General features: G+C 56.2%; 13 protein-coding genes. 5 read left to right on the top strand and 8 right to left on the bottom strand.

Annotated features, from left to right (window positions below):
• The first annotated feature begins 18 nt into the window (after window positions 1–18).
• The 3 genes from KP702_RS03020 to fdxA all read left to right on the top strand — a co-directional run bounded on the left by KP702_RS03020 (window position 19) and on the right by fdxA (window position 3,281).
• Window positions 19–2,577, top strand: a complete 2,559-nt coding sequence (locus KP702_RS03020) for a helicase-related protein (protein WP_202206598.1) — start codon at window positions 19–21, stop codon at window positions 2,575–2,577.
• Window positions 2,574–2,870 (top strand): RNA-binding S4 domain-containing protein, encoded by a 297-nt coding sequence (locus tag KP702_RS03015; protein WP_202206597.1) that lies wholly within the window; start codon window positions 2,574–2,576, stop codon window positions 2,868–2,870. The genes KP702_RS03020 and KP702_RS03015 overlap by 4 nt, the downstream gene beginning before the upstream one ends.
• Window positions 2,871–2,948: 78 nt before the next feature.
• On the top strand, window positions 2,949–3,281 hold the full coding sequence (gene fdxA, locus KP702_RS03010) for a ferredoxin FdxA (RefSeq protein ID WP_202206596.1): 333 nt from the start codon (window positions 2,949–2,951) through the stop codon (window positions 3,279–3,281).
• Between the two features lie 186 nt (window positions 3,282–3,467).
• Here fdxA and cyoD read toward each other — a convergent pair whose 3' ends face one another.
• The 5 genes from cyoD to KP702_RS02985 form a co-directional block, all read right to left on the bottom strand.
• The gene (gene cyoD, locus KP702_RS03005; RefSeq protein WP_046899641.1) at window positions 3,468–3,797 is read right to left on the bottom strand and encodes a cytochrome o ubiquinol oxidase subunit IV; all 330 of its coding nucleotides are present in this window, start codon (window positions 3,795–3,797) and stop codon (window positions 3,468–3,470) included.
• Entirely contained in the window at window positions 3,797–4,417 is a 621-nt protein-coding gene (cyoC, locus tag KP702_RS03000; RefSeq protein ID WP_046899642.1) for a cytochrome o ubiquinol oxidase subunit III, read from the bottom strand. Before cyoC ends, cyoD begins: the two co-directional genes overlap by 1 nt.
• Before the next feature lie 14 nt (window positions 4,418–4,431).
• Entirely contained in the window at window positions 4,432–6,420 is a 1,989-nt protein-coding gene (gene cyoB / locus KP702_RS02995) for a cytochrome o ubiquinol oxidase subunit I (RefSeq protein ID WP_202206595.1), read from the bottom strand.
• Window positions 6,421–6,427: 7 nt separating this feature from the next.
• A complete protein-coding gene (gene cyoA / locus KP702_RS02990) occupies window positions 6,428–7,366 on the bottom strand; it encodes a ubiquinol oxidase subunit II (RefSeq protein WP_046899644.1) in 939 nt (312 codons plus the stop codon).
• A 448-nt stretch (window positions 7,367–7,814) separates the two neighbouring features.
• Window positions 7,815–8,585 (bottom strand): Bax inhibitor-1/YccA family protein, encoded by a 771-nt coding sequence (locus KP702_RS02985; RefSeq protein ID WP_202206594.1) that lies wholly within the window; start codon window positions 8,583–8,585, stop codon window positions 7,815–7,817.
• A gap of 149 nt (window positions 8,586–8,734) precedes the next feature.
• On the opposite strand from KP702_RS02985, the gene thpR reads away from it, so the two are divergent.
• Window positions 8,735–9,298: an RNA 2',3'-cyclic phosphodiesterase gene (gene thpR, locus KP702_RS02980; protein ID WP_215768476.1), complete on the top strand. Its 564-nt coding sequence runs from the start codon at window positions 8,735–8,737 to the stop codon at window positions 9,296–9,298.
• Window positions 9,295–9,900, top strand: coding sequence for a uracil-DNA glycosylase family protein (locus tag KP702_RS02975; RefSeq protein ID WP_215768475.1), 606 nt, complete (start codon window positions 9,295–9,297; stop codon window positions 9,898–9,900). The genes thpR and KP702_RS02975 overlap by 4 nt, the downstream gene beginning before the upstream one ends.
• A gap of 4 nt (window positions 9,901–9,904) precedes the next feature.
• On the opposite strand, the gene KP702_RS02970 is transcribed toward KP702_RS02975, so the two are convergent.
• From KP702_RS02970 to KP702_RS02960, 3 genes are read right to left on the bottom strand one after another with little or no spacing between them, the layout of a single operon-like run.
• Window positions 9,905–10,603, bottom strand: a complete 699-nt coding sequence (locus tag KP702_RS02970) for a MarC family protein (RefSeq protein ID WP_046899648.1) — start codon at window positions 10,601–10,603, stop codon at window positions 9,905–9,907.
• Window positions 10,600–12,699 carry a lysylphosphatidylglycerol synthase domain-containing protein gene (locus tag KP702_RS02965; protein WP_202206591.1) on the bottom strand — a complete coding sequence of 700 codons (2,100 nt, stop codon included), beginning with the start codon at window positions 12,697–12,699 and terminating at the stop codon, window positions 10,600–10,602. Before KP702_RS02965 ends, KP702_RS02970 begins: the two co-directional genes overlap by 4 nt.
• A 5-nt stretch (window positions 12,700–12,704) precedes the next feature.
• Complete coding sequence (locus KP702_RS02960) at window positions 12,705–14,324, bottom strand: lysine--tRNA ligase (protein ID WP_202206590.1); 1,620 nt, start codon at window positions 14,322–14,324, stop codon at window positions 12,705–12,707.
• Window positions 14,325–14,427 lie beyond the last annotated feature (103 nt).

Here is a 14,427-nt window from a genome sequence, read left to right as displayed (position 1 = left end):
GCACCCGACCATTCACACATGAAGGGTGCACACCGCGGTAACCATTCCGCTCATCATATCATGCCAGCAAGCGTCCGTGCGGCACTTGGCCCAACCAATACGGGCAAGACGCACTATGCCCTGACTCGCATGATGGCTCATTCCTCCGGCATCATCGGTTTTCCGTTGCGCCTTCTTGCGCGCGAAAACTACGAACGTCTGGTCGCGGCCAAAGGGGAGCGTTTCGTCGCCCTTATAACAGGTGAGGAAAAAATTGTTCCTCCAGGTGCGCGATGGTTCTCCTGCACGGTCGAAGCTATGCCACTGGACCGAAAAGCCGAGTTCGTCGCTGTCGATGAGATCCAGCTCGCGTCTGACCCGGACCGTGGACACATCTTTACGGATCGCCTTCTTCACGCCCGGGGAACCGTAGAGACACTCTTCCTGGGTGCGGAAACAATTCGCCCCCTGCTGCAAAAACTGGTGCCCGGAATCGAAATCGACACACGCACACGCCTGTCGAGTCTCGTCAGCACCGGACCAACCAAGCTTTCTCGCCTTCCGCCCCGATCAGCCATTGTGGCTTTCTCGATGTCAGAAGTTTATGCTCTGGCCGAAGTCATACGGCGCCGAAGAGGTGGTTGTGCCGTCATCATGGGGCAACTCAGCCCGCGGACGCGAAACGCCCAGATCGAGCTCTACCAGAACCGGGAAGTCGATTACCTGGTGGCCACCGATGCCATCGGGATGGGGTTAAACATGGATGTGGACCATGTTGCGCTTGCCCAGCTTTCCAAATTTGACGGCACAACACCCCGCCCGCTCTTCCCGCAGGAAATAGCACAGATTGCCGGCCGAGCAGGTCGGGGCATGAAGGACGGTACATTTGGCACTACGGCTGATTGTCCGCCCATGTCTGCCGCAACCATAGATGCCGTGGAACAGCACCGCTTCGATCCGATTCAACGGCTCTACTGGCGCAATCACGCACTGGATTTCAGCAATCCCCGGGCTCTTCTCGCCAGCCTTACGGTCGCGCCGCCCTCCCGCGGCCTGATGGCAGGCCGCGTTGCGTCTGACGTTGTGACCCTTGAATCCCTGATACTTGACCCGGAAATTCGGGAGGTCGCCAAAGGAAAGCGTGCGACGTCTCTTCTCTGGGAAGTCTGCCAGATCCCCGATTTTCGCAAACTTGGCGATGACAGCCATACACGGCTCTGCGCACGCCTGTTCCTGCATATCCTCAAAGATGGCGCTGTTCCGGCAAACTGGATGGAAGGACACATCAAGGGTTTCGCGCGCACCGAAGGCGACATTGATACCCTGATGCATCGCCTGACGGGCGTACGGGTCTGCTCTTATGTGGCCGCCAGAACAGAATGGAGCCGTCACTCATCTGTCTGGCAACAACGCGCCCGGGAAGTAGAAGACCTGCTTTCAGACGCGCTGCATGAGCGCCTGACGTCCCGCTTTGTAGACCGGCGCGCCACGTCTCTGCTTCGCCGGCTGGATGCTGAGACAGATCGCAATCTCCTGTCCGCCGTCACCGCAGACGGAGAGGTCATTGTTGAAGGCCACAGCATCGGCAAGATCCGTGGCTTTTCTCTCCAAACAGACACCACAAACGGGCCTGATCATCAGATCGTTCTCAAAGCCGGGCGCAAAGCTCTTCTGCAGGAAATTCCACGTCGGGTCCGCCTTTTTCAAGAAACGCCAGATAGTGCTCTGTCCCTTGAAACAGAAACCGGCATTCTATCGTGGGACAACATTCCCCTCGGCCGTTTGACGGCTGGAAAAACGTTTCTGCAGCCAGCCGTCAGATTGTTTTCCGCTGAGTTCACTGACACCAATCAGCGAATTCAGGTTGAGCAGCGCCTTCTCCGATATGTGGACAGCACGCTTCAACGGGATCTCTCCGTTCTCTACAAAGCGCAGAGCGCCGTAACGGATCAGCCTCAACTCAGAGGCATTCTTCATCGATTGCATGAAGATGGCGGTATCTCTTCTGTCCTGCCGTCAGATCAGTCCCTTCCGCCACCAGCTCAACGCGCCTTGCGGAAGCTCGGCGTGGAAGTGGGTCGTTTTGCCGTTTTCTGTCCCGCACTTCTGCGTCCACGAGCATCGGCCCTTCTGACACTTCTCACACAACTTCGCCTTGGCCTTCCCCTGATGCCTCCGCCAGCCGGTCGTGTCTCGTTGCCATGGCATATGGTGGAAGGCGTTCCAGGCTGGCTGCAGGCAGCCAAGACAGGGGTTAGACTCGATATCGCCGAACGTATTGTTAAAGAGCTGGAGCAATTGACCCGCAAGCGGGATCATCCCGCTCCTGTCGGTCTCGCCTCACGCCTTGGACTCAAAGCCGACCTTCTTCCAGAGGTTCTTGGCGCCCTTGGCGTTGCCCACAAACCACCGTGCTCTCCCAGCCAAACGCATGCTGGGCCACCTGCACCACTGATGCTTCTGGCTGACCGCCGCAATCAAGCAACACGCAGAAAGTCCAGACCGTCAGGAGCGGCCAGCAACGCAAGACGCCCCATTGTCCGACCAGACAGCCCTTTCGCCGCTTTGGCCATTCTGAGAGATCGTGCCGCCCCATGAGTGATGCCTATCAGCGTTTGGATCAGTGGCTGTATTACGCCCGTGTCGCCAAGACACGCCCGCTCTGTGCTACCATTGTCGGCAAAGGGCGCATCCGGGTGAACAGACAGCCGACCAGCAAGCCACATGCCAAGTTGAGAGTAGGAGATGTGGTTACCCTCCCCCCTCTCAGCCCAGGGGAAGACGTCCGTGTCTGGCGCGTTCTGGACCTTGGAGAGAGGCGCGGCCCCGCGAAAGAAGCATCCCAGCTATACGAGATCGTGAAAGAAGAGCCTAAGAAGCTTGCTTCCTAGGCCAATCCTTCGCATATCATCCCGCACAATATGAAATTGGGCCGCACAGCCGGGCCCGAATGAGGATCGGAGACACCAATGAGCTATGTGGTCACGGAAAACTGCATCAAGTGCAAGTTCATGGACTGCGTGGAAGTTTGCCCCGTAGACTGCTTCTATGCCGGAGAAAATTTCCTCGTCATCAATCCGGACGAATGCATTGACTGCGGCGTTTGCGAACCTGAGTGCCCGGCAGAAGCCATCTTCCCGGACAGCGACAACCGTGCAGCTCCCTGGATCGAGATCAACTCCCGTCTTGCCGCCCAGTGGCCGAACATCACCCGCAAGGGCGAGCAGCCGGCCGATGCGGAAGAGTGGAAGGACAAGCCCGGCAAGGCAGCAATGCTGTCAGAGGCTCCTCACAAGGACTGAGACCTCTTTGCCTTAAAGACATCAAGCCCGGCCATAGTGCCGGGCTTTTTTATTGCGCTACTGCTCAGCCTGCGACTGCAAAGACGTAGAATGCAGCAGGGCCCTTCCGAGCCAGAAAGCAGGCATTAAAAAAGGCTGGCAGGTTTTCTCCCGCCAGCCTTTCCTGCCGTGATCCTTTGAAGGATCTTAGCGGGACATCATGTTGATGGCCGTGTCATGCATGATGAACAGCGTACCGCCGACAATGACGATGACCGATGCTGCTGCAAAGATGAAGCACATCAGGTTCCAGCTCTGCTCATTGCTGGTGTTCAGGTGAAGGAAGAACACCAGGTGAACCACGATCTGAACGACCGCAAGAACACCAAGAGCTGCAAGTGCCATCCCCGGGGCCAGTGCGTGTGTCATGACTGCTGCGAAAGACGCAACAGTCAGGACGACCGCAAGAACGAACCCGATGATGTAAGACTGATAGGAGCCGTGGCTACCATCGTGGGTTGTATGTGCCTGGGCCATTACATCACACCTGCGAGATAGACGAAGGAGAAAACACAGATCCAGACGATGTCCAGAAAGTGCCAGAACAGGCTGAGGCAAGTCAGCTTGTCCATCATCCGCGGAGACAGATCCTGCGGGCCCATCATCTGGACCATCAGAACTGCCATCCAGATCAGACCGCAGGTGACGTGCAGACCGTGCGTTCCAACCAGCGTGAAGAACGCGGAGAGGAATGCAGAACGGTCAGGACCATTTCCTTCTGCGATCATGTGGGTGAACTCAGTCACCTCAAGACCAACGAAAGACAGACCCAGAACGAACGTCACGGCGAGCCACAGAAGAACCATCCCCTTGTTCTTTGCCAGCGCACTAAGCGAGGCAAAGCCGTAGGTGATGGACGAGAACAGCAGGATAGCCGTCTCAATCCCGACATTCGTCAGATCGAACAGTTCTTTCCCCGAAGGGCCTCCGGCGTACTGGTTCCGGAGGACTGCGAAAGCAGCAAAGATCGACCCGAAGAGAATGCAGTCGGTCATCAGGTAGAGCCAGAAACCGAAGACGTTCGGGCTCTCGTGGTGATGCTCGTGGTCGTGACCGTCAGCGTGTGCCAGAGGCGACATGGTTGCTTCGTGAGCCATTAGCTATGCCCCCCTTACTCTGCTGCCTGAGCAGCGGCGATACGACGGGAATAAACTTCCTCGTTGTGCTCGATTTCGCTGACAGGGACGTAGTAGTCGATATCACGGTTTGCACTGCGCATGATCATGGTGACAGCGATACCGATCAGACCAAGACCAGCCATCCACCAGATGTACCAGATTGCACCGAAGCCTAAGATGAAGGCGAACGCACCGATGAAGGCACCAGCAGCGGTGTTCTTCGGCATGTGGATCGGAGCAAGCGGCTTGTTGTGTGCACGACGGCCAAGCTGCTTCTCGGTGTGGAACGTGTCCAGACCGTGAATGTCCGGGATCACTGCGAAGTTATAAGCCGGCGGCGGAGAAGAAATGGACCACTCCAGCGTACGGCCACCCCATGGATCGCCCGTCAGGTCGAGGTTTTCCGGCAGGTTACGGTCACGGATGGAGACGTAAAGCTGCGTGAGCTGGCAGACGATACCCAGAGCGATAACAACCGCACCAGCTTCTGCAATCAGCAGCCACGGACGCCAGTCCGGATTGTCGTAGTGGTTCATACGACGCGTCATGCCTTCGAGACCGAGGACATACAGCGGAACGAAGGCAAGATAGAAGCCAACGAACCAGCACCAGAACGCGCGCTTGCCCCAGGCTTCGTTCAGCTTGAAGCCGAAAGCCTTCGGGAACCAGAAGCCCATACCTGCAATGTAACCGAAATACACGCCGCCGATGATGACGTTGTGGAAGTGGGCAATGAGGAACAGGGAGTTGTGAAGGATCCAGTCAGCGGCCGGCATGGCCATCATGACGCCCGTCATGCCACCGATGGAGAAGGTGATCATGAAGCCGATCGTCCAGTACATCGGAGCCGTGAATTCAACACGTCCCTTATACATGGTGAACAGCCAGTTGAAGATCTTCACGCCAGTCGGGACTGCGATAACCATCGTCATGATACCGAAGAAGGTATTGACGTTGGCGCCTGCGCCCATGGTGAAGAAGTGATGCACCCACACGACGAACGACAGCACCATGATGGAGCACGTAGCGTAAACCATCGTGTTGTAGCCGAAGAGCGGCTTGCGGGAGAACGTTGAGGTAACTTCAGAGAAAACACCGAAGGCCGGGATGACCAGGATGTAAACTTCCGGATGGCCCCAGGTCCAGATCATGCTCAGATACAGCATGACGTTGCCGCCGGCATCGTTCGTGAAGAAGTGCATGCCGAGGTAACGGTCGAGGCTGAGCAGTGCCAGCGTAACCGTCAGAACCGGGAAGGACACCATGATCAGCACGGTCGTGCAGAACGCTGTCCAAGTGAAGACCGGCATCTGCATCCAGCCCATGCCAGGAGCACGCATCTTAACGATGGTCGTGAAGAAGTTCACGCCCGTCAGAAGCGTTCCGACACCGGAAATCTGAACGGCCCAGATGTAGTAGTCAACGCCGACGCCCGGGCTGAACTGCATCTCGGACAGAGGCGGGTAAACCAGCCAACCGCACTGAGCAAACTCACCGATGAACAGTGAAAGATTGATCAGAAGGGCGCCGACCAGCGTCATATAGAAGCTGAGCGAGTTCAGGAACGGGAACGCAACGTCGCGCGCACCGATCTGGAGAGGCACCACCAGGTTGAGCAGCCCCGTCATGAACGCCATGGCCATGAAGAAAATCATGATCGTGCCGTGAGCGGAGAAGATCTGGTCGTAGTGGTGTGGCGGAAGGTAACCAGGGTTACCGGCATAGGCCAGCGCAAGCTGGGTACGCATCATGATGGCGTCCGCGAAACCGCGGAACAGCATGACAATTGCCAGGATGATATACATCACGGCAAGGCGCTTATGGTCGACTGTCGTCAGCCATTCACGCCACAGGTAACCCCACTTACCGAAGTAAGTAACGGCACCCAGCACGGCAAGGCCGATGACAGCCACACCCAGGAATGTGCCGACAAGAATCGGCACATCGAAAGGTATGGCTGAAAGGGAGAGTTTTCCGAGCATCTGTCGGTTATTCCTTCATGCCAGTGTCGGACGGTGCAGCGCTGGAAGCGGACTGCATATGCATGACCTTGCCCGTCGTCTTCTCAACCATCATGCCATTGTTGTACTTGGCGACGATGCCGTCGAAGAGATCCGGCTGGACATGCGCGAAGTACTGAACCGGCGCAGCTTCCTGCGGGGCGGAATACTTCGGATATGTCGTGTCATCGAGGTTTTCGCTGCCGCTCTTCACCTTCTCGACCCAGGCGCTGAATTCTTCAGGCGCCATGGCGAGGGTGCGGAACTTCATGTCAGAGAAACCGCGACCACTGAACTGGGAAGCTTCACCCAGATAATCACCGGACTCAGTTGCAAGAAGATGCAGCTGCGTCTGCTGACCTGGCATGGAGTAGATCATCGATCCCAGACGCGGGATGAAGAAAGACGTCATGACGGTGTCAGAGGTGATCTGGAAGTTCAGCGGCGTGTTCGTCGGGACATCCAGCTGGTTGATCGTTGCGATCCCCAGATCCGGATAGATGAACAGCCATTTCCAGTCGAGAGAGACCACCTGAACGTTCAGCGGCTTAACATTATCAGCCGTCTGGATTGGGCGGTACGGGTCGTAAGCGTGGGTGCTGTACCAGCTGATCGCGCCAAGAGCGATAATGATCAGGGAAGGTACGCCCCAGATAACATACTCAATCTTCGTTGAGTGATCCCAGGTCGGCAGATACTCGGCCTGGGTGTTGGAAGCACGATACTTCCAAGCAAAGTAAAGCGTTGCGATACAGGTCGGAACCACAACAAACATCATGATGACAAATTCTGCCACCATAACATCGCGGTTCATTTCTGCGATCGGACCGCGCGGCTGAAGCAGATCAACCGTGCAACCCGATAGCATCAGCGCCGGCAACGCTGGGAGATATCGCCAGAGTTTTTTCATCGGTCCTGCTTTCATCATCCGTTCCGGCATGGAGTATTCGCCGGGAAACGGTTTGACACGATAAGGGCCGCATCAGAGCTGCCGAACGCTGCCATAGTCTGCTGCCTTTCTCGTTCGTATCCTGACGTCAGGAACCGGATCAAAGATCCGATCCTGAAATTCATTCAGCATGGGACACGACTGTCCCGGTTCCTCAGGTTTTTTCTGCCTGAATCGCCCGGAAGACAAGGCTTATCACGGATTTCGTGAGGGATGGGGCATGACCCTCTCTCCCCTGCAAATGGCTGTTTTTCGCCACATTTGATTTCATTACCGCTTTCATTAAACGATAAAGTTACAATTTTTTAATGTAAACCTTCCCGAATGAGACGGAAATAATTCAAGACCTTTTTAGTCCGCAAACAAGAAAGGGAGCGACATTGACTGTCGCTCCCTCTGGAAACTTTCGAGTAACGCTAATGTACTGTCAGTCGCTATTACTGGAGCGTACACCCGTGAACTGAATAAGAAACTGAAAGAGGTTCACGAAATTGAGATACATCGACAGCGCATCGTAAATGCTTAGTCGAGCAATATCATCCGAAGACGCAAACGACATATATTGCTGGTAGTTAATCTTGATACGCTGGGTATCGTAAGCCGCAAGACCTGTAAAAAGCGCAACTCCGATTAGAGAAACGAGCATTGCCAGCGGTGCACTGTGCAGGAAGATGTTCACAACCATCGCGATCATGAGGCCAATCAGGCCCATGAACAGGAAGGAACCGAGTCGAAGAAGGTTCGCCCCCGTGGTGTATCCCCACAGAGCCATACCGCCGAACATTGCCGCACTGATGAAGAACGTCCGTGCGACGGAAACACCCGTATAACTCAGCAGCAAGCTGGCCATACTGGCCCCCATCGTCGCACTGAAGAGTAGGAAGATCGCCTGCACTGCGGGGCGCGACAGCCGGTTGATCCCGAAGGACAGGACCATCACGAACGCCAGAGGCGCGAAGATCATGATGCCGCCCAGGAATGTGGGCCGCAGCACAAATGCGCCGCTTGAAGTTTCTGCAATGTGAAAGAACAGCGTGCGCAGAGAGGTTTCCGCCACGCCATAAGCAACGAGCCCCGTGACAACGAGGCCAATCGCCATCCAGTTGAAGACGCGGCACATATAGGCGCGGAGACCGGCATCGAGACTGCCTGCGCCTGCCTGAGTGCCGGCCCTGCCGAAGTTGGAATTAAAAGCCATGACACCTTTTCCAGTAAAAGGCCCTTTTAAAAAGGGCGCTTGACGAACCTTACAAGCTCGCTCGTACTTTCCCTGAATGTGGGGCTTTTCACTGTACGGTCAAGAAGACCCTTCATATCTGTGTTTCATTTCCTCGGGAAACGAGCCTCTTGAGACTTTTTGTCGCACTCGACCTCTCCCCCTCCCAGCGCGAAGCGCTTGCTCTCCTCCGTGGAACGCTCCCTGGCGTGCAATGGGTGCCTTCGGAAAATTACCATCTGGCGTTGCGCTTCATTGGTGAAATTACCGATCGCTATGTGATGGGCGAGATCGATCTCGCCCTTTCCCGACTATCCTGGAAGCCGTTCGATATCTCGTTTTCGGGTGCCGGGCTGCGAGAGGGCATGACAGCTGACAGCCTGACAATCGGCATCGAACGATCTGCCGCTCTGGAGACGCTTCAGGCACAAGTGGAAAAAACACTCCGAAAAGCAGGATGCGCGCCTGCCAAACGCCGCTTCCAACCCAGCGTCACTCTCGGCCATCTCGCAACAACGCAGAGAGCTGACGCAGCTCGCTGGGTTCAGAGACATAATCTCTTCAGAAGTAAGCCAATGCCTGTCGAGCACGTTACGCTCTTTGAGAGTCTCCGCGGTTACGACCAGCACGTCTATGTCGCGCAGGCCGAATATGCCTGGCACCCTGAAATGCCACTTCTTCCTGAGGATGAATGATTTCCAGCCCAACGACACAAGATCGTCTCACAGCCCTAGTCCGCGAGGTCCGTTCGTGCCAAGTCTGTGAGGAGCACCTTCCACTTGGCGCACGCCCGCTGATCCATGTTTCAGCGACCTCCAGGCTTCTGATCGCGAGCCAGGCGCCTGGAACCAAAGCTCACCTCAGCAACACATCCTTCAAGGATCCGTCCGGAGTTCGCCTCAGAGAATGGCTCGGCCTCTCGGAAGAGGTATTTTACGATACTCGGCAAGTCGCAATTTTGCCTATGGGACTTTGTTATCCGGGGAGACTCCCTAAAGGAGGAGACTGCCCGCCGCGCCCGGAATGCGCACCAATCTGGAGGAAGCGGGTTTTGTCCCTGATGCCCGCTCTCCGCCTTACATTATTGGTTGGCAGTTATTCCCAGCATCACGTCTTGGGTCGCGGGTCAGTCACGGAGCGTGTCAGGAATTTTCGCCATTATCTGCCTGAGAATTATTTTCCACTGCCTCACCCATCATGGAGAACGGGTGTTTGGGAAAAAAGGGCGCCCTGGTTTCAGGAAGAAGTCATCCCTGCCCTTCGGGAACAGGTCCAGAAGATACTCAGTTCCGATTGAAATATCAGTGTCGAGCCAGACGTAAAGTATCAACAAGAACGCCCTGTACGCCTGAGATGAAAATCTGGATTCCGATAGCCAGAAGAATAAGCGCGGCCAAACGACTGACAATCCGCGCGCCAGTGATACCAAGCATCGAAACGATCCGCTCCGCATAGGCATACGCGATGGCAACGACGATGCCCATGGCAGTCGCCGCTGCTGATACGCCCATATAATAATCCGGCGCAGGCATATGCGGCGGGCATGAAGAGCTCAGAGCGATTGCTACGGAGATGCTCCCTGGCCCCACGGTGAATGGCATGGCCAGCGGAAAGAAAGCGCGTTCTTTGAGATCAGGCGCAGCAACGGTTCGACCACCCTGAAGAGCCTGCTTTTCTTTCCGGGCTTCACTTGTCTCCGGCTGCTGCAGCATGACCCACGCGCGCGAGGCCACAACAAGACCGCCAGTAATGCGCAGGGCATTCATACTGATGCCAAAGAAACTCAGAATCCAGCTGCCAAACCAGATGGACACCAGGAGGATCGCCAGAGAATTCAGCGCGACAAGCCGCGCCAGTTCGATAACCTCTTTGCGTGTCCGCCCCTCTGTCGCCTGAGCGAAAATCAAAGACGCACCAAGGGGATTGATGATCGAAAACAGTGCTGGAAATGCAATCAGCCAACTATTGACCGCATTACCCAGACTGGGAGGGAGGCTCATGAACCTGTGGTGCCTGATGCAACATCTGGACGACACGACGCCCGCTTCTTACGAGCCCGCCGCTCTTCTCCCATGAGGAAAGCCCGGATCATGCGATAGTCCTCGGAAAAACAGCAGATCGTCCCTGCCCGCCCTTCCAGACAGACCGTAAGACCCAGGTCATTATAAACCGCCATCAGAGACTGGCCAACACGCACAAATGCAAGTTTTCGGCCTTCCTGACGTGCCAGATCCCTTAGCCGCCAGATAGCCGCAATACAGTTACGCTCGGCTCCTGCCGGATCGCCGAGGCCAATAATGAACTGACCTGTACGGAAAAATGGAATGGCGGCTCGGCCTGCTTCGTCATGCAGCAAGCCACTCGGGCGATGCGGTCCAAGTTCCTGCAAAGCATGAGACAGGCTTCGATAATGGCTTTCGTTCTCCGCATTCCAAGCCTCAAAACGAATGCGTGTTCTCCGCATTCCCACCCAAAGCGCAAACAGACCGCAAAGCGCAGACAGCCCAAGAAACCACCGCCCGATCGCCGTGTGCGCGTCATAAATCATGGAGCGCCACCAGATTGGACCCAGATGCCGCTGCACAGCAACCCAACCTACGCCAACAAGGCCTAGCGCCCACAAAGACATTGGCGCCAGCATGGCTGGCGTCAACGGAGCTACGAGAAGGTGCGCTCTACGGTAGTAGCAATTCCGGAACGGTGCGATCAGTAGCATGACAAGGCCCAGCGCTACCGGAGCTTCCCATGGCGCATGACGAAGCACCAGCAAGACAACCGATGCACCCAGAACGCCCAGAGAAACCTTCCATGCAAGAGCGACGCGCTGGGAAAGCCCTAGAGCCAGCCCAACAAGAGCAACGCCCGATACGGTAAGGAACAAGTCTGCAATCTGCGAAACCGCAGCACCGAGTGACGTCCGCAAAGGTGGCAGTTCAGCGACCAGCGCATAAAAGACGAGAAGAATTCCGGCTACAGCCTGAACGCTGGTTGCAATGGTGACAGAGAAGTCCGCTTCAGACTCCCGAACCACTTGGCTCGGACGGATACGCCTTGGTGCCTGCCCAGCAGAAACCAATGCCTGCTCTCCACGCAGGAACAGTTCATGCCCGGCAAACATCAGACCCGCCATGACCAGCGGAATAATGTAGTAAAACAGGCGGAAAACGAGGATCGCGCCCATAATTTCCGGGACCGGAAGATATGGCCGCAATGCCAGAAGCATGGCACTGTCAAAAACGCCCAGCCCTCCCGGAACGCTAGCAACCAGCCCTGCTGTGTAAGACGCGATATAAATGGCAAGGAATGTCCCGAAGCCAAAATGGGCTTCCGGAGGCAACGGCGGCAGCACACTGTAAGCAATCAGAGCGGTGGCAGCCATGTCAGCGGCACTGACTGCAATCTGCGCGATTGCTATACCCGTGCTGGGAATTTCAATCTCGTAACGCCAGATTTTTACATGTCGACGAATACGAGAGAAAACGACATACGCAGCCAGAATACCCCAGCATCCAAGACCAGCCAGCCGCAGCAGAAAAGCGGGCAGATGGGACAGAACCGGAATGGCATGCGGCTCAATGGTCAGAATGCTTCCGACCAAGGCGAGGGTTCCCAGCAGATAGGTTGCTGAGCAGAAGGCAATGATCTGGGCAATATCCGCAGGGGCGACACCCCAGCTCCGATAAAGCCGAAACCGCACCGCAGCACCCGAAATCGCTGCACAGCCAAGGTTATGCGAGAGGACGTAAGAGCAGAACGCCGCAAAAGATGAGCGCTTGAACGACACATTGGCCCGGACATGCAGACAGGCCAAGCGATCATAAAACGATAGAATAAAATACGACAGAAGCGTCGCCCCGGCTCCCGCCAGAAGCGCACCATCCGGAATATCGCTGAGACTTCTGGCAATGTCCCGCAGGGAAAGATTGTGCAGCTCACGCCAGATCACCACCACAGCGGCAATCAAAAGCACGAGCCCGACAATTGCCGGAGCACGTGTCAGCAGTAATTTCCAGCGGCTTTTGACAGGCCCGCTCTCGTCGTCCGCGTCGAGAGCAAGCCCATCATTTTGCCAGTCGTCTTCCCGAGGCGGGCACATCGACGTCAGACCTGAGAGGTCCCGGCAGCCGGGCGAGCCAGTGCACCCCGGATCAGGGCCACAGTCTCAGGCAAACCGAAGAGTGACGCGAAAATGCCGAAGCGCGGGCCTTCGCTTTGACCCAACAGCACTTCGTACAGGCAACCGAACCAGGAGCGCAGCTCAGACTTCTCAAAGTAGCGCTTGCCGACCTCGAACACGACATCCTGCACATCGCCAGGAGACGTATGAACAGGGAGCCGTTCCAGAGCGACAGCCAGGTCTTCAAGCCCCTTTCGTTCGGTCTCGGACGGATCACGATAGACCTTGTTCGGGTACACTTGCTCCTGGAAGTACGTCAGAGCACAACGAACGAGCTTGTCGACATACGGATGCGTTTCTGGCGACAGCGTCTCGTCATAGCGACGCAGGAATTTCCAGAGTGTCTCCGGATTGTCTGCGTTTGCCACGTTCGCGAGGTTCAACAGCGCTGTGTAGGAAACCGGGCTGGTATCTTCCGGGCGTACAGTTCCACCGTGAATGAACCAGACCGGGTTTGCCATCAGGTCTACCGGTTCCTGCGTCTCAGCCTTCTGAACCAATGTCAGGTAGTCGTCCGTTGCGCGGGGAATAACGTCAAAAAACAGACGCTTCGCACGCGTAGGCTGCTGATACATATACTGGCCGAGGCTTTCCGGCGTGCCGTAACGCAGCCACTCCTCGACAGACAGACCATTGCCCTTGGACTTGCTGATCTTCTGACCCTGAGCATCAAGGAACAGTTCATAGGTGAGTCCGGCAGGCGGCTGCTTGCCCAGAATACGGCAGATCTTCGAAGACAGCTTCACGCTATCAATCAGATCCTTGCCCGACATTTCATAATCGACACCCAGAGCATACCAGCGCATGGCCCAGTCGGCCTTCCACTGCATCTTGGCATGTCCACCAAAGACGGATGTTTCAAACGTCTTGCCGGCTTCGTCCTTCCAGACAACTGTACCTGCATCCGGGTCCACCTTGATGATCGGGACCTGCATCACCTGCCCCGTTTCAGGGTGAATCGGCAGAACAGGGGAGTAAGTCGCGCGGCGCTCCGGACCAAGTGTCGGAATAATAGTCGCAACAACTTCATCATGCACTTCGAGCATCCGCTGAAGTGCAGCATCAAATGTCCCGCTCGTATAATAGTCCGTCGCGGACGCGAATTCGTAGTCGAAGCCGAAACCGTCAAGAAACTGGCGCAGGCGGGCATTATTGTGAGCAGCGAAACTTTCGTATTCACCGAAAGGGTCGGGAACGCGGGTCAGAGGCAGACCCAGGTGCTTTGCCAGCAGTTCCTGCTGCGGCACATTCGTTGGAACCTTGCGCAAGGCGTCCATGTCATCCGAGAACGCGAGCAAGCGGGTCGGACGGCCTGTCAGAGCCTCAAAAGCCTGCCGAACCCAGGTCGTACGGGCCACTTCGCCAAACGTACCGATGTGCGGCAGCCCGGACGGGCCATATCCCGTCTCAAGCAGGGCAGGCACTTTTGGGTCGCGCGCGCCAACATGCGCGGCAATTTTTTTTGCCTCTTCGAACGGCCATGCCTTTGGCAACGGCGCGTCAGGTGCGAGGGGCGGAATGTTATGTGTTCTGGAATTGTGCATGATTACCGGAAAACGTAGGCAGACACGTATCCCGGGTCAAGCAGTACGAGAGCAAACGAAGTTTCTGCACAGGCGTCAAACCATGACGAAATGTGTCAACACC

Origin of the sequence: Gluconobacter sp. P5B12, assembly GCF_018812035.1 — a bacterium.
Classification (GTDB): Bacteria; Pseudomonadota; Alphaproteobacteria; order Acetobacterales; family Acetobacteraceae; genus Gluconobacter.
The sequence above is the reverse complement of the archived record's forward strand: the minus strand, read 5'-3'. Positions and strand labels throughout refer to the sequence as shown.

Coding starts and splice junctions, on each gene's coding strand:
- cyoB (WP_202206595.1), bottom strand. CDS start 6,420: ATGCTCGGAAAACTCTCCCTTTCAGCCATACCTTTCGATGTGCCGATT.
- KP702_RS02985 (WP_202206594.1), bottom strand. CDS start 8,585: ATGGCTTTTAATTCCAACTTCGGCAGGGCCGGCACTCAGGCAGGCGCA.
- cyoA (WP_046899644.1), bottom strand. CDS start 7,366: ATGATGAAAGCAGGACCGATGAAAAAACTCTGGCGATATCTCCCAGCG.
- KP702_RS02965 (WP_202206591.1), bottom strand. CDS start 12,699: ATGTGCCCGCCTCGGGAAGACGACTGGCAAAATGATGGGCTTGCTCTC.
- KP702_RS02975 (WP_215768475.1), top strand. CDS start 9,295: ATGATTTCCAGCCCAACGACACAAGATCGTCTCACAGCCCTAGTCCGC.
- KP702_RS02970 (WP_046899648.1), bottom strand. CDS start 10,603: ATGAGCCTCCCTCCCAGTCTGGGTAATGCGGTCAATAGTTGGCTGATT.
- KP702_RS02960 (WP_202206590.1), bottom strand. CDS start 14,324: ATGCACAATTCCAGAACACATAACATTCCGCCCCTCGCACCTGACGCG.
- KP702_RS03020 (WP_202206598.1), top strand. CDS start 19: ATGAAGGGTGCACACCGCGGTAACCATTCCGCTCATCATATCATGCCA.
- KP702_RS03015 (WP_202206597.1), top strand. CDS start 2,574: ATGAGTGATGCCTATCAGCGTTTGGATCAGTGGCTGTATTACGCCCGT.
- cyoD (WP_046899641.1), bottom strand. CDS start 3,797: ATGGCCCAGGCACATACAACCCACGATGGTAGCCACGGCTCCTATCAG.
- cyoC (WP_046899642.1), bottom strand. CDS start 4,417: ATGGCTCACGAAGCAACCATGTCGCCTCTGGCACACGCTGACGGTCAC.
- fdxA (WP_202206596.1), top strand. CDS start 2,949: ATGAGCTATGTGGTCACGGAAAACTGCATCAAGTGCAAGTTCATGGAC.